At 70.8% G+C, this 21,514-nt stretch carries 22 protein-coding genes; 8 read left to right on the forward strand and 14 right to left on the reverse strand.

Annotation, left to right across the window (positions count from 1 at the left end):
* Window positions 1-19: 19 nt before the first annotated feature.
* Window positions 20-904 carry a LysR family transcriptional regulator gene (locus P0084_RS17150; protein ID WP_308918107.1) on the reverse strand — a complete coding sequence of 295 codons (885 nt, stop codon included), beginning with the start codon at window positions 902-904 and terminating at the stop codon, window positions 20-22.
* Between the two features lie 90 nt (window positions 905-994).
* On the opposite strand from P0084_RS17150, the gene P0084_RS17155 reads away from it, so the two are divergent.
* Window positions 995-1,798, forward strand: a complete 804-nt coding sequence (locus P0084_RS17155) for an aldo/keto reductase (RefSeq protein ID WP_308918108.1) — start codon at window positions 995-997, stop codon at window positions 1,796-1,798.
* Between the two features lie 38 nt (window positions 1,799-1,836).
* On the opposite strand, the gene argJ is transcribed toward P0084_RS17155, so the two are convergent.
* Together argJ and P0084_RS17165 are read right to left on the reverse strand one after the other, a co-directional pair.
* Entirely contained in the window at window positions 1,837-3,213 is a 1,377-nt protein-coding gene (argJ, locus tag P0084_RS17160; RefSeq protein WP_308918109.1) for a bifunctional glutamate N-acetyltransferase/amino-acid acetyltransferase ArgJ, read from the reverse strand.
* Window positions 3,214-3,226: 13 nt separating this feature from the next.
* Window positions 3,227-4,060 carry a peptidylprolyl isomerase gene (locus P0084_RS17165; protein WP_308918110.1) on the reverse strand — a complete coding sequence of 278 codons (834 nt, stop codon included), beginning with the start codon at window positions 4,058-4,060 and terminating at the stop codon, window positions 3,227-3,229.
* A 174-nt stretch (window positions 4,061-4,234) separates the two neighbouring features.
* On the opposite strand from P0084_RS17165, the gene secA reads away from it, so the two are divergent.
* Window positions 4,235-6,931, forward strand: coding sequence for a preprotein translocase subunit SecA (gene secA / locus P0084_RS17170; protein ID WP_308918111.1), 2,697 nt, complete (start codon window positions 4,235-4,237; stop codon window positions 6,929-6,931).
* Window positions 6,932-7,082: 151 nt separating this feature from the next.
* Here the strand turns inward: secA and trhA are convergent, their stop codons facing one another.
* The 4 genes from trhA to P0084_RS17190 all read right to left on the reverse strand — a co-directional run bounded on the left by trhA (window position 7,083) and on the right by P0084_RS17190 (window position 10,914).
* A complete protein-coding gene (trhA, locus tag P0084_RS17175) occupies window positions 7,083-7,763 on the reverse strand; it encodes a PAQR family membrane homeostasis protein TrhA (protein ID WP_308918112.1) in 681 nt (226 codons plus the stop codon).
* Window positions 7,764-7,906: 143 nt separating this feature from the next.
* Window positions 7,907-9,706 (reverse strand): TRAP transporter permease, encoded by a 1,800-nt coding sequence (locus P0084_RS17180; protein WP_308918113.1) that lies wholly within the window; start codon window positions 9,704-9,706, stop codon window positions 7,907-7,909.
* A gap of 1 nt (window position 9,707) precedes the next feature.
* Window positions 9,708-10,640: a TAXI family TRAP transporter solute-binding subunit gene (locus tag P0084_RS17185; protein WP_308918114.1), complete on the reverse strand. Its 933-nt coding sequence runs from the start codon at window positions 10,638-10,640 to the stop codon at window positions 9,708-9,710.
* Between the two features lie 64 nt (window positions 10,641-10,704).
* Window positions 10,705-10,914 (reverse strand): zinc-finger domain-containing protein, encoded by a 210-nt coding sequence (locus P0084_RS17190; RefSeq protein WP_308918115.1) that lies wholly within the window; start codon window positions 10,912-10,914, stop codon window positions 10,705-10,707.
* A gap of 100 nt (window positions 10,915-11,014) precedes the next feature.
* Between P0084_RS17190 and P0084_RS17195 the strand changes: the two genes are divergently transcribed.
* Entirely contained in the window at window positions 11,015-11,944 is a 930-nt protein-coding gene (locus tag P0084_RS17195; RefSeq protein WP_308918116.1) for an ABC transporter ATP-binding protein, read from the forward strand.
* A 27-nt stretch (window positions 11,945-11,971) separates the two neighbouring features.
* On the opposite strand, the gene P0084_RS17200 is transcribed toward P0084_RS17195, so the two are convergent.
* From P0084_RS17200 to P0084_RS17210, 3 genes are read right to left on the reverse strand one after another with little or no spacing between them, the layout of a single operon-like run.
* The gene (locus P0084_RS17200) at window positions 11,972-12,238 is read right to left on the reverse strand and encodes a DUF1289 domain-containing protein (RefSeq protein WP_308918117.1); all 267 of its coding nucleotides are present in this window, start codon (window positions 12,236-12,238) and stop codon (window positions 11,972-11,974) included.
* A gap of 60 nt (window positions 12,239-12,298) precedes the next feature.
* Window positions 12,299-12,469, reverse strand: a complete 171-nt coding sequence (gene hemP, locus P0084_RS17205) for a hemin uptake protein HemP (RefSeq protein WP_308918118.1) — start codon at window positions 12,467-12,469, stop codon at window positions 12,299-12,301.
* Complete coding sequence (locus tag P0084_RS17210; protein WP_308918119.1) at window positions 12,466-12,645, reverse strand: hypothetical protein; 180 nt, start codon at window positions 12,643-12,645, stop codon at window positions 12,466-12,468. The genes hemP and P0084_RS17210 overlap by 4 nt, the downstream gene beginning before the upstream one ends.
* Before the next feature lie 160 nt (window positions 12,646-12,805).
* Here P0084_RS17210 and P0084_RS17215 point away from each other — a divergent pair, with 160 nt between their 5' ends.
* The 5 genes from P0084_RS17215 to P0084_RS17235 all read left to right on the forward strand — a co-directional run bounded on the left by P0084_RS17215 (window position 12,806) and on the right by P0084_RS17235 (window position 17,513).
* Entirely contained in the window at window positions 12,806-13,681 is an 876-nt protein-coding gene (locus P0084_RS17215; protein WP_308918120.1) for a LysR family transcriptional regulator, read from the forward strand.
* A gap of 100 nt (window positions 13,682-13,781) precedes the next feature.
* Window positions 13,782-14,639: a putative hydro-lyase gene (locus tag P0084_RS17220; protein ID WP_308918121.1), complete on the forward strand. Its 858-nt coding sequence runs from the start codon at window positions 13,782-13,784 to the stop codon at window positions 14,637-14,639.
* On the forward strand, window positions 14,636-15,667 hold the full coding sequence (locus tag P0084_RS17225; protein WP_308918122.1) for a TRAP transporter substrate-binding protein: 1,032 nt from the start codon (window positions 14,636-14,638) through the stop codon (window positions 15,665-15,667). Before P0084_RS17220 ends, P0084_RS17225 begins: the two co-directional genes overlap by 4 nt.
* Window positions 15,664-16,233, forward strand: coding sequence for a TRAP transporter small permease subunit (locus tag P0084_RS17230; protein ID WP_308918123.1), 570 nt, complete (start codon window positions 15,664-15,666; stop codon window positions 16,231-16,233). The genes P0084_RS17225 and P0084_RS17230 overlap by 4 nt, the downstream gene beginning before the upstream one ends.
* The gene (locus P0084_RS17235) at window positions 16,230-17,513 is read left to right on the forward strand and encodes a TRAP transporter large permease (RefSeq protein WP_308918124.1); all 1,284 of its coding nucleotides are present in this window, start codon (window positions 16,230-16,232) and stop codon (window positions 17,511-17,513) included. The genes P0084_RS17230 and P0084_RS17235 overlap by 4 nt, the downstream gene beginning before the upstream one ends.
* 171 nt (window positions 17,514-17,684) lie before the next feature.
* Here P0084_RS17235 and P0084_RS17240 read toward each other — a convergent pair whose 3' ends face one another.
* The 4 genes from P0084_RS17240 to P0084_RS17255 all read right to left on the reverse strand — a co-directional run bounded on the left by P0084_RS17240 (window position 17,685) and on the right by P0084_RS17255 (window position 21,495).
* The gene (locus tag P0084_RS17240; RefSeq protein WP_308918125.1) at window positions 17,685-18,347 is read right to left on the reverse strand and encodes an SOUL family heme-binding protein; all 663 of its coding nucleotides are present in this window, start codon (window positions 18,345-18,347) and stop codon (window positions 17,685-17,687) included.
* 215 nt (window positions 18,348-18,562) lie between these two features.
* Window positions 18,563-19,846, reverse strand: coding sequence for a TRAP transporter large permease (locus tag P0084_RS17245; RefSeq protein WP_308918126.1), 1,284 nt, complete (start codon window positions 19,844-19,846; stop codon window positions 18,563-18,565).
* Between the two features lie 40 nt (window positions 19,847-19,886).
* Window positions 19,887-20,474: a TRAP transporter small permease gene (locus tag P0084_RS17250; RefSeq protein WP_308918127.1), complete on the reverse strand. Its 588-nt coding sequence runs from the start codon at window positions 20,472-20,474 to the stop codon at window positions 19,887-19,889.
* A 4-nt stretch (window positions 20,475-20,478) separates the two neighbouring features.
* Window positions 20,479-21,495: a TRAP transporter substrate-binding protein gene (locus P0084_RS17255; RefSeq protein ID WP_308918128.1), complete on the reverse strand. Its 1,017-nt coding sequence runs from the start codon at window positions 21,493-21,495 to the stop codon at window positions 20,479-20,481.
* Window positions 21,496-21,514 lie beyond the last annotated feature (19 nt).

Below are 21,514 nucleotides of genomic sequence, written 5' to 3' on the forward strand. Positions count from 1 at the left end.
GGGACCGGATCCGCCACGGTCACGGTTCCAGATGCGCCTTCCCCCATGCGACCAACGCGTCGCGGAAGCGTTCCACCCGGGCCGGGCGGCGCGCACCGGGGGCGGTGGCCAGCGTGACCGGCAGGCGGGCCGCGCGCAGGTCGGGGGCGGCATCGACGAGGGTGCCATCGACCAGGTCGGCCGCGACCAGCCACCGGGGCAGGATGGCGACGCCCAGCCCCGCCCGGACGGCCTCCAACACGGCGAAGATGTTGCCGCTGGCCAGACGGGGGCGGACTGTGAAGCGGTGATGGCGTCCGGCGTCGTCCAGCAGGTCGATCGCGTCCCCTTCGAACGGGCCCAGGGTGATCCAGGGCCGGTCCGCCAGGGGTGACGCGTCGGACGGGCAGGGGTGGCCGACCACCAAACGCTCCACCTGGCCCAGCACCTGCGTCAGAAGGGTGTCGTCCGGCACGGATCCAACCTTGATCCAGGCATCGCAGCCCGCTTCGGCCCAGCGGATCGGTTCGTCCTGCAACCGCCAGTCGATCGACAGGTCCGGATGCGCGGTCAGGAACGGGGCGAGGCCCCGCACCAGAAGGGTCTGACCCAGCGCGACGGGGGCCACGACGCGGATCGTGCCGCGCAACGCGGCCTCCGCCCGATGGCGGTCCTGCAGGACCTCCCATTCCGCGAGCAGGCGGCGCGCATCCGCCAGCAGGGCCGTCCCGTCGGGCGTGGGGGTCACGTCATGCGTGGTCCGGCGCAGGAGGGACGTTCCGAGCGCGTCCTCCAGGGCGGCGATCTGACGGGACACGGATGGCTGGGACAGGCCGAGGTCGCGGGCCGCCGCAGTCAGGGAGCGACGTTCGGCGACCCGAACGAAGGTGGCCAGCAAGCCGAGGCGGTCGAACCGGGTCGTCATTCGTCCGGCGTATAACAGTCGTTCGCGTCATGCAGCTACCGTTTCGTGGGGTCGCGGGTATCTTCGTCGTCATACCCGAAAGGACACGACATGACCGATGCCATCCCCACGACCTTCACCTTCCCGAACGGCCGCACCGTCCGCCGCATGGGCTATGGCGCGATGCGCCTGACGGGGCAGCCCCGCAATTATGGGCCGTATCCCGATTGGGATGCGGGCGTGGCGCTGCTGCGCCGGGCGCGCGAGTTGGGCGTGCAGCACATCGACACGGCGCGCGCCTATGGCCCGCATTGGAACGAACGCATCGTCGCGGACGCGCTGTTGCGCGACGACGGCACCTATGGCGACATGTTCGTCGCGTCGAAGGGCGGCGTGGACAAGGACGCCACCTCGATGACGCGGGACACGTCGGCCGCGGCGATGGCGCGGCACCTGGGCGACAGCCTGCGCGACCTGCGGGTGGGCAGGATCGACCTCTATTACGTGCACTCGCCCGACGGCACGACGCCCATCGCCGAAAGCGTCGCGGCGCTGGACGAGGCACGCCGGGCCGGGAAGATCGACATGATCGGCCTGTCCAACGTGACCCGCGCCGACGTGGAGGCCGCGCAGGCGGTGGCGCCCGTCGCCGCCGTGCAGAACCGGTACTCGCCCGCCGACGACGCGAACCCCGAGGAGGAGGCGCTGATCGATTGGCTGGCCGGGCAGGGCATCGCCTACGTGCCGCACGGGCCCCTGGGCGCGGACCCCATGGCGCACGGCGCGAAGGCGGAGCCTGGCGCGGCGCTGCAGGCCCTGCTGATGCGGTCGCCGAACGTTCTGGTGATACCCGGCACCACGAACGTCGCGCACCTGGACGCCAACGTGGCCGGGCTGCACGGCGCCGCGGCGTAGGGCGCCTGCCCATCCCGGCCCCCCCCGGGGGGGGGTCGTCAGGAGCGGTAATCGGCGTTGATGTCGATGTAGCCGTGGGTCAGGTCGCAGGTCCACATGACGTCCGACGCCGCGCCCAGGCCCAGGTCCACCCCGATGACGATGTGGTCGCGGGCCATGTAGGCGCCCGCCGCCGCCTCGTCGTAGCCGTCGGCGCGCCGGCCGTCCGTGGCGACCGCGATGTCGCCGAAGCGGATCGACAGGGTGTCGCGGTCCGCCGCCGCCCCCGACTTGCCCACGGCCATGACGATGCGGCCCCAGTTGGCGTCACCGCCCGCGATGGCGGTCTTCACCAGGGGCGAGTTCGCGATCGAGGCCGCGACCTTGCGGGCGTCGGCGGCGTTGGCCGCGCCGTCCACGCGCACCTCGACCAGCTTCGTCGCGCCCTCGCCGTCCTTGACCACCTGGAGCGCCAGATCCTGCAGGACCTCGTAGAGGGCGGCCTTCAGGTCGCGGCCGGCCCGCGTGCGGGCCGAGGCGATCGCGGGGCCGGCCTTGCCGGTGGCGGCCAGGACCAGCGTGTCCGAGGTGGAGGTGTCGCCGTCCACGGTGATGGCGTTGAAGGTCTTGGCCGTCAGGTCGGACAGCATGGCCGCCAGCGCCTTCCCGCCGACCTTCGCGTCCGTGAACACGTAGGCCAGCATCGTCGCCATGTCGGGGGCGATCATGCCCGACCCCTTGGCGATGCCGGCGACGGTGACCGTGTCCTCGCCCAGCGGCACCGTGCGGACGGCGCCCTTGGGGAACGTATCGGTCGTCATGATGGCCCGGGCCGCGTCGGCTATGCCGCGGTCGTCCAGCCCCGCCGCCAGGTCGTCCATCGCCGCGGTGATGCGGTCGGTGGGCAGGGGTTCGCCGATCACCCCGGTGGAGGCGGTCAGCACGCGCGTGGCCGGCACGCCCGCGGCCTTGGCGGCCGCCTGCGACACGGCCGCGACGGCCTCCGCCCCCGCGGCCCCGGTGAAGGCGTTCGCGTTGCCGGAGTTCACGAGCATCGCCCAGCCCGCCTTGCCGCGGGCCGCCTTCAGCTTGCCCTGGCAGTCCAGCACGGCGGCCGAGCGGGTGGCGGACCGGGTGAACACGCCCGCGACCGTCGTGCCCGGGTCGCAGACGGCCAGCATCAGGTCGGTGCGGTTGCGGTACTTCACGCCCGCCTTGGCCGTAGCGAAGCGCACACCGGGCACCGCGGGCAGGTCTGGCAGGGGCTGGGCCAGGGGGGCCGCGGCGGGGGGCGCCTTGCCGCCCGCGGGGGCGGCGGGTTCGGCCGCGGGGCCCCCGTCGGCCACCCGGCGTTCCAGGTCCTTCACGCGGGCCTTCAGCTTGGCGACCTTCTTCCTGGCCTTCTTCAGGTCCTTGCTCTTCCGGCCCTTGCCCATCGCGCAGTCCCCTTCAGCGGTCCAGGAGGTCGGTGTCGGCGATCGTCGCGGGATCGACCTCCGCCCCCGTCTCGGTCACGTCGGCCTCCGCGCGGATGCGCTCGATCTCGGCGCGGACGGCCCCCTGGGCCAGGCGTTCCTCCAACTGGGCGCGGGCTTCGTCGAAGGTGGGGCCCTGCACCTCGCGCTGGTCGTTCAGCTTCACCACGTGCCAGCCGAACTGGGTCTGCACGGGGTCGGACACGCCGCCCGTCTCCAGGCCGCCCACGGCCTCCTCGAAGGCGGGAACCATCTGGCCCGCGCCGAACCAGCCCAGGTTGCCGCCGTTCGGGCCGGAGGGGCCTGTGGATTCGCTGCGGGCCAGGGCGGCGAAGTCGGCGCCGTCGTCGAGCTGCGCCTTGATCGCGCGGGCCTCCGTTTCCGTGTCCACGAGGATGTGGGAGGCGTTCCATTCCACGCCATCGGGCATGTCGGCGATCATCTCGTCGTAGGCCGCGCGCAGGGCCTCCTCCGTGATGGCGGACTGGGCGAAGCGGTTCAGCATCCGCCCCGCGAGCAGGTCGCGGGTCTGGTTCTCGAGCGCGATCTGGTCGGCATAGGTGAGCTGCTGCATCGCGACGTCGGACAGGGCCTGCGTGGCGATCAGGCGGTCCAGGAGCGCGGGCAGCAGGGCTTCGGGCGGGACCTGGCGCTGCTGGGGGTCCAGCCGTTCGTAGGCCGACACGACGTGGCCCAGGGTGATGGGCGTGCCGTTCACGGTGGCCAGCACCGTGTCGGCGTCCTGGGCGGGCGCGGCCAGGGGCAGGGCGGCCAGGACCAGGGCGGCGGCCAGGGTCTTCGTGCGCATCTTCGATCACCTTTCCGGGCGTCGCGCCCTTCGGCCGTGGGGCTTCGTTGACACCCGAACGGGGCGGTCCTAGGTGACCGGGATCGGATTTCCACCGCCCGGCCGCGCCCCGTCGACATCGTGTCTGACAGAACTGATATGGGCCTGCCGCCGGGGCGGCAAGGGTGAGGCAGGATGCTCGGATTCTCTAACATCGCGAAGAAGGTCTTCGGCAGCTCCAACGACCGGCTGGTCAAGACGACGCGCAAGACGGTGGCGCAGATCAACGCCCTGGAGCCCGAGTTCGAGGCGCTGTCCGACGAGGGCCTGGTCGAGCGGACGCGCGCCCTGCAGGCGCGCGCGCAGGGCGGCGAGAGCCTGGACGCCCTGCTGCCCGAGGCGTTCGCCAACTGCCGGGAGGCCGCGCGCCGCGCGCTGGGGCTGCGGGCCTTCGACGTGCAGCTGCTGGGCGGGATCTTCCTGCACCGGGGCAACATCGCCGAGATGAAGACCGGCGAGGGCAAGACCCTGGTGGCGACCTTTCCGGCCTATCTGAACGCCCTGACGGGCAAGGGCGTGCACATCGTCACGGTCAACGACTATCTCGCGCGGCGCGACGCGGAATGGATGGGCAAGGTCTTCGCCGCGCTGGGCCTGACCACGGGCGTCGTGGTGCCCCAGCAGCCCGACCCCGAGAAGCGCGCGGCCTATGCCGCGGACGTGACGTACGCCACGAACAACGAGCTGGGGTTCGACTACCTGCGCGACAACATGCGGGCCAGCAAGGCGGACATGGCGCAGCGGGGCCACAACTTCGCCATCGTGGACGAGGTGGACAGCATCCTGATCGACGAGGCGCGCACGCCCCTGATCATCTCCGGCCCGTCGGAGGACCGCAGCGACCTGTACCAGACGATGGACCGCATCATCCCGGAGGTTCAGGACGACCACTTCACCCTGGACGAGAAGACGCGCCAGGTGACCTTCACCGACGAGGGCAACGAGTGGCTGGAGGAACGCCTGTCGATCGCGGGCCTGTTGCCCGAGGGCCAGTCGCTCTACGATCCGGAATCGACCACGCTGGTCCACCACGTGAACCAGGGCCTGCGCGCGCACAAGCTGTTCCAGAAGGACCAGCACTACATCGTGCGCGATGGGGAGGTCGTGCTGATCGACGAGTTCACGGGCCGCATGATGGCCGGCCGCCGCCTGTCGGACGGCCTGCACCAGGCGATCGAGGCGAAGGAGGGCGTGAAGATCCAGCCCGAGAACGTGACCTTGGCGTCGGTGACGTTCCAGAACTACTTCCGGCTCTACGCCAAGCTGTCGGGCATGACCGGCACCGCGACCACGGAAGCGGAGGAGTTCGGATCGATCTATGGGCTGGGGGTGGTCGAGGTGCCGACCAACCAGCCCATCGCGCGGGAGGACGAGCACGACCAGGTGTACCGCACGGCGCGCGAGAAGTACGCGGCCATGGTGGACGAGATCAAGGCGGCCCACGAGCGTGGTCAGCCCGTGCTGGTCGGCACCACGTCGATCGAGAAGTCCGAGATGATCGCCAGGATGCTGGAGGGGGAGGGGCTGCCGCACAACGTCCTGAACGCTCGCCAGCACGAGCAGGAGGCCCAGATCGTGGCCGATGCGGGCAAGCCCGGCGCGATCACGATCGCCACCAACATGGCCGGGCGCGGCACCGACATCCAGCTGGGCGGCAACGTCGAGATGCGGGTCCTGCAGGCCATCGCCGAAGACCCGCAGGCCGACCCGGACGCCGTTCGCGGGCGGATCGAGGCGGAGGTCGCGGACGAGAAGGCACGCGTGAAGGAGGCCGGCGGTCTGTTCGTGCTGGCCTCCGAGCGTCACGAATCGCGGCGCATCGACAACCAGCTGCGCGGCCGGTCGGGCCGCCAGGGCGATCCGGGGCGGTCGGTGTTCTTCCTGTCGCTGGAGGACGACCTGATGCGGATCTTCGGGTCCGACCGCCTGGACAAGGTCCTGTCCACGCTGGGCATGAAGGAGGGGGAGGCCATCGTCCACCCCTGGGTCAACAAGTCCCTGGAGCGCGCGCAGGCCAAGGTCGAGGGGCGCAACTTCGACGTCCGCAAGCAGCTGCTGAAGTTCGACGACGTGATGAACGACCAGCGCAAGACGGTGTTCGAGCAGCGCCTGGAGATCATGGAGGCGGAGGACATCGCCGAGATCACCCGCGACATGCGTCAGCAGGTAGTGGACGATCTGGTGGACGAGCACCTGCCGCCCAAGACCTATGCCGACCAGTGGGACGCGCAGGGCCTGTACGCCGCCGCCCTGGAGACGCTGGGCGTGGACGCGCCCGTGGTCGAATGGGCCGACGAGGACGGCGTCGATCAGGAGGTGATCCGCGAGCGTCTGTACGAGGCGACCGATGCGCTGATGGCCGAGAAGGAGAAGGCGTTCGGCGAGCAGATGCGGTCCATCGAGAAGCAGGTCCTGCTGCAGACGATCGACGCCAAGTGGCGCGAGCATCTTCTGACGCTAGAGCATCTGCGCTCGGTCGTGGGGTTCCGCGGCTATGCGCAGCGCGACCCGCTGAACGAGTACAAGACCGAGGCCTTCCAACTGTTCGAGGGGATGCTCGATTCCCTGCGCGTGGAAGTCAGCAAGAAGCTGGCCGCCATCCGCCCCCTGTCGGACGAGGAGCGCCAGGCGATGCTGCGCCAGATCGCCCAGCAGCAGGCCGCGGTCCAGGCTGCGGCCAAGCCCCAGCCCGTGACCGAGCCCGTGGCCGCGGGCGGGGGAGAGGTCGGGTTCGTGGAGGACGATCCGAGCACCTGGGGCAACCCGGGCCGCAACGATCCCTGCCCCTGCGGATCGGGGAAGAAGTTCAAGCATTGCCACGGGTCGTACTAAGGTCCGCCTGGAACGCGCCCCCTGGCCCCGCGATGCGCCCGCGTCGTCGTCGGACGGGACCCGGACAACGGTCCGGAGGCGTCGTGGGGTCGGGGGGAACGCGTCCCGGCGTTCCTTCGATGGGCACGCGGCGCGGCCGCGCCGGGCGGCGTCAGCCGGTCATCACCGATTGCGCGGCGTGCAGGAAGACGGCGATGAAGTAGATGACGGACGCGGCGACCACGAAGGCGTGCCAGATCGTGTTGTGGTAGCGCAGGCGTTCGGCCATCAGGAACGGCGTCCCCAGCGTGTAGAGCAGCCCGCCCGCCACGATCAGCCCCAGCACGGGCCAGCTGACTGCCGCGATCACCGCGCCGCCGCCCAGCAGCACGGCCCAGCCCATCGCCAGGCCGATCCCGATGGACAGGGCGGTGGACCGGCGGCGGCGCAGGAACACGGTCGCCGTGGCCACCACGGCGGCGGTCCACATCGCGGCCAGGAACCCGGATCCGGCCCCGGACAGCAGCGCGAAGGGCGTGATGGTGCCCGCGATCTTCACATAGATGGCCGACATGTCGAGGCGGCGCAGGGCTTCCTGCCACCCGGGATGATAGACGTGATTGTACGCCAGCGACGCGGACAGCATGGCGATCAGGCTGACCCCATAGATCGTGACGCCCAGGATGCCGGTCAGCGTGCCGTGCCAGATGGCCGTCAGCGTGATGAGCACGGGAACCGCGGCCAGGGCCAGGGTCAGGCCCGCCAGGTGGACCACGGCGTCGCTGAGACGTTCCGCCCGGTCGTAGGGGCGGTTCGGGTTCGTTCCCATCGTGTCTGCGTCGGCGTCGGTCATGGTTCGATTCTAGCGTCCACCCGCGGATGTGTAAGGCGTCTATTCGTTAACGTTGCGCCACTTTCCCCGTTCCCTTTCAAATCGGTCAACGGGTTACGCCTCCGTGAACCCCCACGCCACCCCGGCCGCGGGCCGCTGGACGGTCATCGCAGCAGGCCGGGCCCCAGGATGGCCGCCAGCCCCGCCGCCCCCGCGAGGATGCGCATCAACGCCCCGCCCGGCGCGATCACGGCCCGGCTGAGCAGCGCCAGGCCCAGGGCCACGGCGGCGAAGGCCACGAGCGCCGCGCCGGGGCGGTCCGCGACTTGCAGGAGCGCGGGTTGGGCCACCATGCCCAGCGGGATCAGGTAGAGGCCCAGGCCCAGCGCCATGGCGGTGACGGCCACGCGGAGCCAGTTCTCGGCCACCATGCCGGCGGCGATGAACACCGCGCCGCAGACGGGCGGCGTGATGGTCGACAGAAGCGCGAACCAGAACACGAACAGGTGGGCCTGCAGGGGCTCCAACCCCAGCTGCTGCAGGGCGGGCCCCGCGACCGACACGCAGATGACGTAGGCAGCCGTGGTCGGCACCTCCATCCCCAGGAGCAGGCAGGCCAAGGCGGTCAGGGCCAGCGCACCCGCCAGCGTGCCGCCGCCGCCCGCCAGGATCGCGGAGGTCAGCTTGACCCCCAGCCCGGTGATGCCCAGCACCCCGATCACGATCGACGCGCACAGGATGATGGCCCCGATCATCGCCACCTGCCGGCCCGCCGCCAGGCAGGCGGCGGCCAGGCGGCCGGGCAGCCTGCCCGGTGCCGGGCCGTCCCCGTCGAAGGCCAGCAGGACGAACCCCGCGGCGATGGCAGCCACGGCGGCGTATTGCGGCGTGAAGCCGCCCGCGAACATCATCAGCAGGAGGATCGTGAAGGGCACGAGGAAGAAGGCCGAGGTCACGATGACGTCGCGCCGGGCGGGCCGATCCTCCGCCGCCAGGCCGCGCAGGTCGTGGCGCGCGGCGAAGCCGTCGATGCCGACCCAGACCGCCCAGAAGTACAGGGCCGCCGGCAGGAGCGCCGCCGCCATGATCCCGGTATAGGGGACGCCCGTCAGCTCGACCATGACGAAGGCACCCGCCCCCATCAGCGGCGGCATGATCTGCCCGCCCGACGAGGCCACCGCCTCCACCGCCGCGGCGATCCGCTTGGGATAGCCCAGGCGCGTCATGGTGGGCAGCGTGACGGCCCCCGTGGAGGCCACGTTGGCGGAGGCCGAGCCGGAGATGGATCCGAACAGCGCGGACGACAGGACCGACACCTTCGCCGCGCCCCCCCGCAGGCGACCGGCGGCGGCGGCGGCCACGTTCATGAAGCCCGCCCCCGCCTCGCCCGCGTTCAGGACCGCGCCGAAGATTACGAACACCGCGACCACGCCTGCGGATATGCCTGTCAGCGACCCCCAGATGCCGCCTTCCGCGATCGTCAGCGTTCCCAGGAACGACGCCAAGGGCACGCCCGGGTGTCCGAACGTGCCGGGGATGTGCTGTCCCAGTAGGCCATAGGCCAGGGCGGCCGCGGCGACCGCCGGCAGGGGCCAGCCGATCATCCGGCGCGCGCCTTCCAGCACGAGGGCCAGCAGGAGGACGGCCAGCGCTGTCTGCCCCGGCCCTTCGAGGAAGCCGTACTGGTTCCGCAGCGCGGCGTGGTTCGCCGCGATCCACAGGCAGGCGGCGATGCCCGCGCCCGCCAGCGCCCAGCCCAGCCCCGCGCGCCAGCCCGCGGTGCCCGCGACGAACACCCACGGCAGCAGCAGGGCCATGTGTAGCGGGCGGGCCACCAGGTTCGGGACCAGCCCGTACAGGATCAGCCCGACATGCGCCGCGATCGTCAGCGCGCCCAGCCCGACCCACAGGACGCCGGCCCCCTCCGCGCGCGTCGGGGGGAGCGCCGTCGCGGCGACCGTCACGTCAGCCTTGCGGGACGGTCACGCCGACTTCGGCATAGTAGCGGGCCGCGCCAGGATGGACCCGCGTCGTCACGGCGCCGATCATGTCGGGCGTCACGCCGTCCCACCAGGCGGCCGACCCGCCCAGGGCGTCCTTGTTCTCCCAGTACGCCTTGGTCAGTGCATAGGCCGTGTCGTCAGACATCCCGTCAGTCGCATAGGCCACCACCGGCAGGGACGTGGTCACGACGTCCGCGTCCTGCCCCGCATAGGTGCCCGCGGGGATGACCAGCCGCGTGCGGCCCGTCCGTTCGACCTGCGCGTCGTCCAGCGACAGGACGCGCACGCCGGTGCTGGCCGCCGCCTCGATCACGTTGGGCGCGGGATAGCTGCCCGCCGTGACGAACCCGTCGATCTGCCCGTTCTTCAAGGCCGCGACCGCGTTGGACAGCTCCGCGTCCGCGATCTCGACGCTGTCGGCCACACCGAACAGGTCGAGGTACTTCTCGCCCTCGCGGGCGCCGAAGCTGCCAGAACCCAGCAGGATGGTCTTGCCGGCCATGTCGGCGAAGGTCTCGATCCCGGTGCCCTCGGACACGACGAAGTGCATCGTCAGCGACGGGATGGGGAACAGCGCGCGGATGCCGTCGAAGGCGGGCGCGCCCTTGCCCTCGAACGGGCCGGTGGCGTTCTGGGCGGCCGCGATCAGGCCCGGGGGCGTCGTGAACACGTATTCCCCACCGCGTCCGCGCACCTCCATCACGTTCTGGACGGAGCCCTGGCTCTCCTCCACCGTGACGTCGGCGGTGCCCTTCAAGGCCTCGGCCAGCTGCACGGCCATCTGGTAGTAGCTGGAGCCGGCCTTCGCCGACTTGTAGGTGATCCGCTCCTGCGCGGCGGCGGGCATCGCCAGCAGCGCCAGCGCGGCGGCGGCGATCGTGGTCCTGAACGTCATGGTCGCATCCTCCCCGAATGACGGGGGAACCCTGCCTGCGACGGCGGATGGGTTCAAGCGGGTGTCAGTGCCCGTCGCCTTCCAGCACGAACCGCTTGTCGCAGTACCCGCATTCGACCCAGCCCACCTGCGGGTCGATCGTCAGCCAGACGCGCGGGTGCCCCGACGCCCCGCCGCCGCCCTCGCAGGCCACGCGCAGGGTATCGACCGTCTCGACCTCCGGCGGGGGCAGGTCGGTCTGGCGGCTGGGATAGCGCGGGGTGCCGGTCGTCATGCATGTGCCTCGTCGGTTGCCGGGCGGCGCGGGGGGGGCTAGGTGCGACCCGGCCTAGGGCATCGCCCCTGACCCCGCAAGCCTGCCCAGGAAGGTGCCCATGTCCAACGCCATCGAGATCGAAGGGTTGCGCAAGACCTATGCCGGGGACGGCCGGACGCCGCCCAAGGAGGCGTTGAAGAACCTGGATCTGACGATCCCAACGGGCAGCATCTTCGGGCTGCTGGGACCCAACGGGGCGGGCAAGTCCACGACGATCAACATCATGGCCGGGCTGGTCCGCAAGTCCGCCGGCCATGTCCGGATCTGGGGCTTCGATCAGGACGTGAACCCGCGCCAGTCGCGTGCCGCCATCGGGGTCATGCCGCAGGAGCTGAACCTCGACCCGTTCTTCAGCCCCGCGGGCGCCCTGGAGGTGCAGGCCGGCCTCTACGGCGTGCCGAAGGCCGATCGCCGCACGATGGAGATCCTGGACCTGGTGGGCCTGGCCGACAAGGCCGACGCCTATGCCCGCACGCTGTCGGGGGGCATGCGCCGCCGCCTGCTGCTGGCCAAGGCGCTGGTCCACCACCCCCACATCCTGGTGCTGGACGAGCCCACGGCGGGCGTGGACATCGAGCTGCGCCAGATGCTGTGGCGCAACGTCCGTCGCCTGAACCGGGACCGCGGCATGACCATCATCCTGACCACGCATTACCTGGAGGAGGCGCAGGAGATGTGCGACGAGATCGCCATCATCGGCGATGGCGAGCTGATCGTGCGCGACCGGACCGCGAACCTGCTGAACCGTTTGGACGGCAAGACCATGGTGATCGTCCCCGACGGTGAGGCCGGCGCCATCGATCCCCCCGACGGCGTGGAGGTCGAGCACCGCCCCGACGGGTCGATCGCCCTGACCTACATGCGCGGCAGGACCGGGCCGGAGCAACTGATCGACGCGGTCCACCGCGCGGGCATCACCATCCGCGATGTGCGCACGGAGGAGGCGAGCCTGGAGGACGTGTTCGTGTCCCTGACCCACAGGGACTGAGCCCACGGGGCGCGCGGGGCCGCGAGCTCAACCCGTCCGCCGCACGGCTTCCGGCACGGGGACGCCCTTCTTCAGGCACCGCTTCAGATAGGCGGGGCGCCAATGCCGATAGCGGCCCATCGCCTGCTGCTGTGCCACGACCAAGGCGACGAAGGCGGCCATCGCCCGTCCCTTCGCGGCCTTGCCGAGCCGCTTCTGGTCCTTCGTCATCGAACATCCGATGCAATGGGCGCCGGCGGGGCCGGGGCGCTTGAACTTGCATACGCCGATGCAGGGGCTGGGGGTCTTGGGCATGGCACCTTCCGGTCGGGGACGGGTCCGACCTAGGACGTCGGGGGCCCGTCCGCCACCGCGTCACTTGGTCAGGATCAACTTGCCCGCGCGCGTCAGCCGCAGGGTATAGACGTGCGGGCCCAGGACGATCCGCGCCTCGTCGTGGCCGCGCAACAGATCCTCGATCCGGTGGACGGGTCCGGGGAAGGCGTCCGCGCGTGCGTCGGTCGATGGGGCGGCGGTGGTGGTCACGACCCCCGCTCCCGCCGGGCCTCGACCCGGTCGAGCAGGGATTCCAGCACACCCTCCGACGGGGCGCGCCCTTCCCATAGGAGGTCGAGCACACGGATGGGGCAGGGACCCACGGGCCGGTCCGGCGCATGGGGACGGGCATCGACGGGGGTCGGGTTGGGACGATCGGACGTCATGGCGAAACCTCGCTTGGGTCCAGGCTGGCGCGGGGATCGGTGCGCGGGCTGGGTCTTCGGCAAATCTGACAAGATCACTCGGACATTGCGAGGGCGGATCTCGGTGGTTTCCCGGGGTGCCTGGCGATGGCATCATCCCGCCCATGGATCGGACCGCCCCGTGACCCTGGAACAGTTGCGCACCTTCCTGTGGGTGGCGAAGCTGGGCGGCGTGCGCCGGGCGGCGGCGCGGCTGAACCTGTCCCAGCCCGCCGTGTCGACCCGCATCGCCACACTGGAAGCGCAGTTGCACGCGCGCCTGTTCGACCGCCTGCCCGGCCGGTTGGTCCTGACCCGGGAGGGTCAGTCCCTGCTGACCTATGCCGAGCAGATGCTGTTCGTTGAGGAGGAGATCCGGAAGCAGGTCGCCGACCGGTCCGGCCTGTCGGGCCTGTTCCGGATCGGCGCCTCGGAAACCGTGGCGCAGTCCTGGCTGCCCGCCTTCCTGAAGGCGATCAGCGCCGCGTTCCCGCAGGTGCGCCTGGACCTGACGGTCGACATCTCGCTGAACCTGCGCGCGATGCTGCTGGAGCGCCGCGTCGACCTGGCCTTCCTGATGGGCCCGGTCTCGGAGTTCACGGTGGTCAACCACGACCTGCCGGCCTTCGGGCTGCGCTGGTTCAAGGCGGCGGGGGCGGGTCGGATCGACCTGACCCGGACGCCCGTCATCTCCTATGCCGCGCAGACACGGCCCCATCGGGAGCTGGCGGAGATGCTGGCCCGCGCGCACGGGCCGGGGGTGCGGATCTATACCTCCGCGTCGCTGTCGGCGAGCCTGCGGATGATCGCGGAAGGGGTGGCCGTCGGCCCCTATCCCGCGGCCATCGCACGCGCCGCCCTGGCGGAGGGGCGGGTGGAGGCGTTCGATCCGGGCCTTCCCGTCTCGCCGTTGCGGTTCACGGCATCCCACCTGACCGAGCCCCGCAACCACCTGGCCGAGACGGGGGCCGAGCTGGCGGTGGACGTGGCGCGGCGCTGGCAGGCCGACGGTGGGTGATCGCATTTCGTTATCGGGTCGGATAGCGAATGACGATTTGGCCTTATCCGACCGCGGTGCCATACCGAGGGGGCATCCGCCGGGGGATCGTTTGCCGCACATGCACCAGGATACCCATGCCGCCCTGTCCCTGCTGCCGCCGCCGCAGGTGCGCGCCTCGATCCGGGCGGGCCGCTACGGACGTCACACGGCAGGCTTGGCCGCCGGTCGGCTGCAATGCAACTTGGCGATCCTGCCCGAACGCTTCGCCCTGGACTTCCTGCGGTTCTGCCAGCGCAACCCGAAGCCCTGCCCCGTGGTGGGCGTGTCGGACACCGGCGCGCCGGGGCTTCCCGGGCTGGGGGACGGCATCGACGTGCGCACGGACGTTCCGCGCTACCGCGTGTTCCGCGACGGCGCGCTGGCGGGGGAGGTGACGGACATCGTCGATCTCTGGCGGGACGACCTGGTGACCGTGGCGCTGGGCTGCTCGTTCACCTTCGACGCCGCCCTCGCGCGCGCCGGCCTGACGCCGCGCCACGTCGCCATGGACCGCACGGTGCCCATGTACCGCACCACGCTGCCGCTGGTCCCCGCGGGCCCGTTCCGCGGCGGGATGGTCGTCTCGATGCGGCCCATCCCGCTGGACCGCGTGGATGCGGTGACGGCCATCAGCGCGGCCTATCCCCATGCCCACGGCACGCCCGTCGCGGTGGGCGATCCGGCCGCGCTGGGCATCGCGGACCTGTCCGTCCCCGACTACGGCGAAGCGGTGGACGTCCGGCCGGGCGAGGTGCCCGTCTTCTGGGCCTGCGGGGTCACGCCGCAGAACGTCCTGCGCCACGCTGCCCTTCCCGTCTGCATCACCCACGCCCCCGGCCACATGCTGATCGCGGACGTGGCCGAAGACCTGGGGCAGCCGATGCCCCCGACCGCCGGAACCGGCACATCCCCCACCCGACATGGAGCGACGACATGAAGACCCTTCCCCTGGCCCTGCTGGCCGCCACCGCCCTGTCCACCCCGCTGGCCGCGCAGGAGACGCTGTCCGTCGTGGGCAGCTGGTCCGGCCTGCCGTTGCACCAGCAATACGAGGCGCCCTTCTGGACCGAGACCCTGCCCGCCGCCGTCGACGGGCTGGCCGTCGAACTGACCACCCACAACCAGATGAACCTGGGCGTCGGCGACGTCTTTCCGTTGCTGGGGCAGGGCGTCTATGACGTGGCGATGACGGTGGCGGACTACGCCGTGGCCGACGCGCCGGAACTGGAAGGGCTGGACGTGCCGCTTCTGGCGACCACCGCCGACGAGGCGCGGGCCATGGTCGACGCGGCCCGGCCGATGGTGGACGACATCTATCGCGACCGCTTCAACGCCAAGGTCCTGGCCATCGCGCCCTATCCGCCGCAGGTCGTGTTCTGCAACGCGGACATCGCGGGCCTGGACGACTTGCAGGGTCTGAAGGTCCGCGCGTCGGGCCGTATGACCGCCAAGCTGCTGGAGGCGCTGGGCGCCGAAGGGGTCAACGTGTCGTTCTCCGAGGTGCCGGGCGCGTTGCAGAACGGGGTGGTGGACTGCGCCGTGACGGGTGCTGGATCGGGCTATTCGGCGGGGTGGTGGGAGGTGTCGACCCATCTGATGCCCTTGCCCCTGGGCGGTTGGGATCCGGTCGTCACGGCGATGAACCTGGACCGCTGGAACGGCCTGGACGAAGGCACGCAGGCCGCGATGGAGGACGCGATCGCGACCGAGTTCGAGGATCCGGCCTGGGCCTCGGCGCAAACGGCGCTGGTGGACGACATCGCCTGCCTGACGGGCAACGGCGAATGCCCCGCGGGCGAGGCGCGCGACATGACCCTGGTCGAGGCGTCGGACGCGGACTTCGAGCGGGCGCGCACCATCCTGACGTCCGAGGTGCTGCCCGATTGGGCCGAACGGTCGGGCGATGACTGGGCCGAGCGCTGGAACGGGTCCGTGGGCGAGGTCGTGGGCGTGACGATCGAGTGACGCGGCACCCGGCCCCCGAACTGGCCTGGATCGCGCGGCTGCGCCGGCTGAACGCCGGCGTGGCCGTGGCGGCGGGGGCGATGCTGCTGCTTTGCGCGGGCTTCGTCCTCCTGGACGTCGTCCTGCGGGGCCTGGACCTGCATTCCTTCGGCGGCACGGAGGAAGTCGCGGGCTATGCCATGGCGCTGGGGACGGCCTGGGGCATGGCCTATGCGCTTCTGGAGTTGGCGCATGTCCGCATCGATTTGCTGCGCGCGCGGGGCGGCCCGACCGCGCGCGCGGTCCTGGACGTGGGCTGCATGGTGGTCGTATCGGCGACGGTCACGTTCGTGGCCGCGAAGGCGTGGCCTGTGCTCGAACGCTCCGTGGTCAACGGCAGCCGCGCCAACACCCCGCTCGAGACGCCGCTGGCCTGGGTGCAGGGGCCGTGGTTCGCGGGATGGGTCTGGTTCGCCGTCATGTCCTGCCTCCTGACCCTGCTGGCCCTGTCGCTGGTCGTCCGGGGCCGCATGGCGGAGGCGGAGAGCGCGGTCGGGGCCTTCGCGGAGCGGGACGCGGCGCGGTGATCGGCGCGGTCGCGGCGGGACTGCTGGGCCTGCTGGCCTTGTCGATCCCGGTGGGCATCGTCCTGTTCCTGCTGGGCTTCGGGGTGGACGCGTTCTTCTCGGCCTTTCCCCTGTCGCGGGGCCTGGGGAACATGGTTTGGTCGACGTCGAACAACGCGACCTTGATCGCCATCCCGTTCTTCGTGCTGTTGGGCGAGATCCTGGTCCGGTCGGGCGTGGCGGCCCGGACCTATGCCGCGCTGGACCGTTGGGTCAGTTGGCTGCCGGGCGGGCTGGTCCATGCGAACGTGGCCACGGCGACGATGTTCTCGGCCACGTCGGGGTCGTCGGTGGCGACGGCCGCCACGGTGGCCACCGTGGCGATGCCGCAGGCGGAACGGTTGGGCTACGACCCGAAGCTGTTCTCGGGCGCCATCGCGGCGGGGGGGACGCTGGGCATCATGATCCCGCCGTCGATCAACCTGATCGTCTATGGGTTCCTGACGCAGACCTCGATCCCGCAGCTGTTCCTGGCGGGGCTGGTCCCGGGCCTGCTGCTGGCCCTGTGCTTCATGGCGGCGGTCGCCGCCCTGTGCCTGGTCCGGCCCGGGCTGGGCGGGCAGCGGCGGACGTTCCCGCTGGGCGACATGCTGAGGGCGTTAGTGGATCTCGTGCCGATCGTACTGCTGTTCGCCGTCATCGTCGGCTCGATCTATCGGGGGTGGGCCACGCCGACGGAGGCCGCGGCGGTCGGCGTCGCGGGCGCCCTGGCCATCGCGGCGGCGTTCGGGGGCGTCACCCTTTCGATGCTGCGCCAGGCGCTGCTGGGGACGGTGAAGGTCACGGCGATGATCATGCTGATCGTGCTGGGGGCGTCGTTCCTGAACTTCACCCTGGCCTCCGCCGGCCTGGGGCGCGAGATCGACGCCGTGCTGGACGGTCTGGGGCTGGGTCCGCTGGGCACGATCCTCGTGGTCGTGCTGCTGTATATCGTGTTGGGATTCTTCATAGAAACGCTGTCGCTGATGGTGGTGACGATCCCCATCGTGGTGCCGATCGTCGTGGCGCAGGGGTATGACCCGGTGTGGTTCGGGATCCTGATGATCGTCTTGATCGAGATGGCGCTGATTACGCCGCCCGTGGGTCTGAACCTGTACGTCGTTCAAGGCGCCAGGCGGTCGGGGTCCTTGAACGAGGTGATGCTGGGGGCGGTCCCGTTCGCGCTGATCATGCTGCTCATGGCCTTGGCCCTGATCGCGTTCCCGGGCATCGCGATGTGGCTGCCGGGGGCCTTGGGGTAACGATCTTTCGCGGCTTCGAACGGGCCGGATCCGGCGTGCACCCCCCGTACACCCCCCGTACACCCCCCGTGCATACGATCGGCGTACCGGGGGCCCGGTTCGATCGTTGCGCGATCGCCACGCCGGGGGGGTGCGTCCGGCGGTCCGCTCGGGCGGACCGTGCGCCGGGGGTCAGGGGGAGGGGGCGCCGGCGACGGGGCGCTGCACCTCCCACCGCCGCCGAGCCGACGGCACGCGGGGACCGTCGTAGCCCGTGACGACGAAGGGGCCGGCGGGGGACAGGGCGGTGCCCGCGACATAGGCGTCGAGGATCGTCTGGGCCGCCGCCACCGCGTCGCGGTCCCGCGGGCCCGTGAAGCGGACGACGGCCATGTCGCGGGCTGGCAGTTCCACCAGCCGGACGGCGGGGTCGAGCGGTTCGGGCAGGGTGTCCATCGTCCATTCGGGCGGCATCCGGAAGCGCACGACATAGGCGCCCGCCCCGTCGGCGGCGGTGGTCACGGGGGCGGTCATGGCGATGCGCTGACCCCGCTCCCCGTCCGTGGCCGGAACGGTCGTGACGGGGGCCGTCATCGCGATCCGGGCCTGGGGCCGATTGTTCCCGAAGATGTAATCGGCCAGCGGCCGGAACCCCATGGAGGACGCGGCGTCGCGCGAAGGGGCCTCGACCGTCACCTCGGCCACGATCACGGGCGCGTAGCGGCGAAGCTCGACCGCGGTGCCGTCGACCTGGGCGGTGGCCAGGACCTCGTGCGGGGGCATGTCGTCCGTGGCGGCCATGGCGGTGGGTCCGGTGGCGAGGAAGAGGGCGAGGGCGGCGAGGAAGGGGCGCATGAGGGGAGAACGGGCGCGCGGGGTGCGGCGTTCCCCGGGGGGTCCGGGGCATCGCATGGATCGCCGGAACCGCGCGTCCCGGGACATCGACATCACCGGGCTCGACCCAATGTTCCGTTCCACGACCGGGTGACGCGCGCTGAAAGGTGGGCTACCGGGTCGAGCCCGGCATCGACCGCGTTCACCGATCGGTGTCCCATGGAACGTGGATGGTTCTAGGGTCCCATCACCAAGCCGGGGAGCCACAGGGTCACGGCAGGCACGAAGGCGATGATCGCCAGGCCCACGAAGAGGGGGACGAGGAACGGCATCGTCGCGCGCAGCGTGCGCTCCGGCGTGATCCCGGCCACGCGGGCGCCCACGAACAGGCCGATGCCCACGGGCGGCGTTATCATCCCGATCAGGACGTTGAACGACAGCATCACCCCGAACGTGACCGGGTCCATGCCATAGCCCGCGACCACGTCGATCAGGATGGGCGCGATGACCAGGATGGCAATGGGCCCCTCCAGGAACATGCCGATCACGACCAGGAACAGGTTGATCGCCAGGATGCCCAGGACCGGATTCGTCACCGCCTCGGCCATCCAGATCGCCGCCTCGTGCGCGACGCGCTCGCGCGCGATCACGAAGTTCATCGCACCCGCCACGGCGAACAGCAGCATGATGACCGCCGTGGTCGTGACGGTCGAGGTCAGCGCCTGCCACAGCTTCGCCCAGTCCATCGATCGGTACCAGAGCGCCACCATCAAGGCATAGAGCGACGCGACCGCACCCAACTCGGACGGGGTCGTCACGCCGAAGGCCAGGGCCGCCAGGATCACGACGGGCGCCAGGATGGCGGGCAGCCCCTCGCGCGCGGTGAGGCGCACGCGGGCGCCCGAGAACCGCTCGGGGCGGCCCCATTCGGCACGGGTGCGCTTGACGTGGATGTAGACGTGGACCATCAGGCAGGCCGCGATCACCAGGCCCGCCCCGATGCCCGCCAGGAACAGCCGCCCCACCGACGTGTCGGTGGCCAGCGCATAGATCACCAGGATGATCGACGGGGGCACGATCGGCCCGATGGTGCAGGACGCCAAGGTGATTCCGGCCGAGAAGCCCGCCGGATATCCGTTCTCGCGCATGGCGCGCATCTCCACGGCGCCCAGGCCCGCCAGATCGGCCAGCGCCGATCCCGACATGCCCGCGAAGATGACGCTGGCCGCGACGTTGACCTGCGCCAGCCCGCCCGTCATCCAGCCGAACAGCGCACGCGCGAAGGTGAAGATCCGCTCGGTGATGCCGCCGACGTTCATGACGTTGCCCGCGTACACGAAGAACGGCACTGCCAGGAGCGCATAGCTGTCGACGCCGAACACCATCTGCGAGGCGACGACGCGCAAGGGGATGCCCGCCGCGACGAAGGCGATCAGCGTGGCCAGGGCCATCGCGATGGAGACGGGGACCCGCAAGGCGAAGAACAGGCAGGCCAGGAACAGGAGGAGGAGGGATATCACCGGCCCGGGCCGCCGCCCATGCGCTTCGCCCGCGCGCGCCTCATCGCGGTTCGTTCAGCAGGATGGCCGCCTCCATCCGCGCGATCGAATCGAACGCGCCCGCCTGCCGGGCATAGGCCAAGGCGGCGGCGGCATAATAGAGGCTCGTGGGCACGATCAGCACGAGGCATGCGATCAACGGCATGGTGGGATACAGCTTCGGAATGCCCAGGATGGGCGTCCTGAGCACCCCCAGCGTGGGCGCGAAGGCCACGAACTGGGCGACGATCACGATGCAAGTCGTGGCCGTCGCGATCTGCACGACGACGTAGAGCCATGCCGCGGCGGGATGCGGCAGGCGTTCGGTCAGGAACTCGATCACGATGTACTGCCGCGACTTGAACACGTAGCTGGCGCCCAGGAAGTAGGATCCCATGACCGCGGTCAGCCCGACCTCCTGCGCCCACCAGATCGACGTGCCGAACGCGTAGCGCAGAAGCGCCTGCGCCGCGCTGAGGGCGATGACCGCCGCCAGCAGCAGGGCCGCGACCGCGAGCTCGCACCGTCCGATCCAGTGCAGGGCGGCCCGCACCCATCGCAAGCCTGCGGGCAGGACGACCCCGTCCGCGTCCGCGGGTCCGGGCGTCAAGACCTCAGTCCAGCGCCTGGATGCGCTCGATCAGCCCCGCCTCGACCATCCCGTCCGCTTCGAAGGCCGCGTGGGCCTCGCCCGCCTTCTCGATCCAGGGAGCGATGTCGGGGTCGATCATCGTGACGCCGTACTCCGATTCCGCCGTCTCCAGGGCGGAGACGGCGCCCGCCGCCGTCGCCTCGGCATAGGCTTCGCTAGCCTCGACCATCGCGGTGTCGATGGCGTCCAGATGGGCGGGGTCCAGGGTCATCCGGGTGACGTTGCTCATCCAGATCTGGTTCAGTTGGTAGTACTCGCCGATGTTGGTGAAGTACTTGGCCTGCTCGAAATGCTTGAACTCGACGTTGTCGGCGACGGTGCCCGTCAGCCCGTCGACCACGCCCGTGGCGAGCGAGGTGTAGACGTCGCCCCAGGGGATGACCTGGATGTTCGCGCCCAGGGCTTCCCAGGTGCGGATGGGCACCTCGGACTCGAACATGCGCAGCTTGAATCCGTCCAGATCGGCCGGCGTCTCGATGGGGCGGTTGGACACGATCCCGCGGTCGTAGGGCCGAATCCAGTTCTTGACCACCTCCGGGTCGTCCAGGCTGTCGCGTGCGGGGAAGGTGATGCCCACGGCCTCCAACTCGTCGAGGATCTCGTCGAAGAGGGGGGAGGCCACGAAGGACGCGAAATGGTCGCGGTCGCGGAACACCAACGGCATCGTCATCACGCCGATCCGGGGTGCCGCAGCCGACAGGAAGTCGATGGCACCGCCCTGGAAGTCCTGCGCGCCCGCGATGACGTTCTGCAGCATCTCGGGCCCGCCGCCCAGCTGGCTGTTCCAGAACATCTGCACCTCGACCGCGCCGTCGGTCAGCTCGCCGACGCGATCGGCGAAGGTCTGGAAGGCCGCCGCCTCGGGCGCGTTCTCGCTGACGACGGTGCCGAGCCGCAGGGTGACGTCTTGCGCGAGGGCGGGCGCCGCGAGGACCAGCGAAAGGACGAGGGCGAGGCTGCGATGCGGTACGACTGTCATGGCTGATCCTTCGGAACGG

The sequence above is a fragment of the Jannaschia maritima genome (genome assembly GCF_030973515.1).
Classification (GTDB): Bacteria; Pseudomonadota; Alphaproteobacteria; order Rhodobacterales; family Rhodobacteraceae; genus Jannaschia; species Jannaschia maritima.

Bases quoted from the DNA above. Each gene is read 5' to 3' on its own strand.
- P0084_RS17150 (WP_308918107.1), bottom strand. From the start codon at position 904: ATGACGACCCGGTTCGACCGCCTCGGCTTGCTGGCCACCTTCGTTCGG.
- P0084_RS17155 (WP_308918108.1), top strand. From the start codon at position 995: ATGACCGATGCCATCCCCACGACCTTCACCTTCCCGAACGGCCGCACC.
- argJ (WP_308918109.1), bottom strand. From the start codon at position 3,213: ATGGGCAAGGGCCGGAAGAGCAAGGACCTGAAGAAGGCCAGGAAGAAG.
- P0084_RS17165 (WP_308918110.1), bottom strand. From the start codon at position 4,060: ATGCGCACGAAGACCCTGGCCGCCGCCCTGGTCCTGGCCGCCCTGCCC.
- secA (WP_308918111.1), top strand. From the start codon at position 4,235: ATGCTCGGATTCTCTAACATCGCGAAGAAGGTCTTCGGCAGCTCCAAC.
- trhA (WP_308918112.1), bottom strand. From the start codon at position 7,763: ATGACCGACGCCGACGCAGACACGATGGGAACGAACCCGAACCGCCCC.
- P0084_RS17185 (WP_308918114.1), bottom strand. From the start codon at position 10,640: ATGACGTTCAGGACCACGATCGCCGCCGCCGCGCTGGCGCTGCTGGCG.
- P0084_RS17190 (WP_308918115.1), bottom strand. From the start codon at position 10,914: ATGACGACCGGCACCCCGCGCTATCCCAGCCGCCAGACCGACCTGCCC.
- P0084_RS17195 (WP_308918116.1), top strand. From the start codon at position 11,015: ATGTCCAACGCCATCGAGATCGAAGGGTTGCGCAAGACCTATGCCGGG.
- P0084_RS17200 (WP_308918117.1), bottom strand. From the start codon at position 12,238: ATGCCCAAGACCCCCAGCCCCTGCATCGGCGTATGCAAGTTCAAGCGC.
- P0084_RS17210 (WP_308918119.1), bottom strand. From the start codon at position 12,645: ATGACGTCCGATCGTCCCAACCCGACCCCCGTCGATGCCCGTCCCCAT.
- P0084_RS17220 (WP_308918121.1), top strand. From the start codon at position 13,782: ATGCACCAGGATACCCATGCCGCCCTGTCCCTGCTGCCGCCGCCGCAG.
- P0084_RS17225 (WP_308918122.1), top strand. From the start codon at position 14,636: ATGAAGACCCTTCCCCTGGCCCTGCTGGCCGCCACCGCCCTGTCCACC.
- P0084_RS17240 (WP_308918125.1), bottom strand. From the start codon at position 18,347: ATGCGCCCCTTCCTCGCCGCCCTCGCCCTCTTCCTCGCCACCGGACCC.
- P0084_RS17255 (WP_308918128.1), bottom strand. From the start codon at position 21,495: ATGACAGTCGTACCGCATCGCAGCCTCGCCCTCGTCCTTTCGCTGGTC.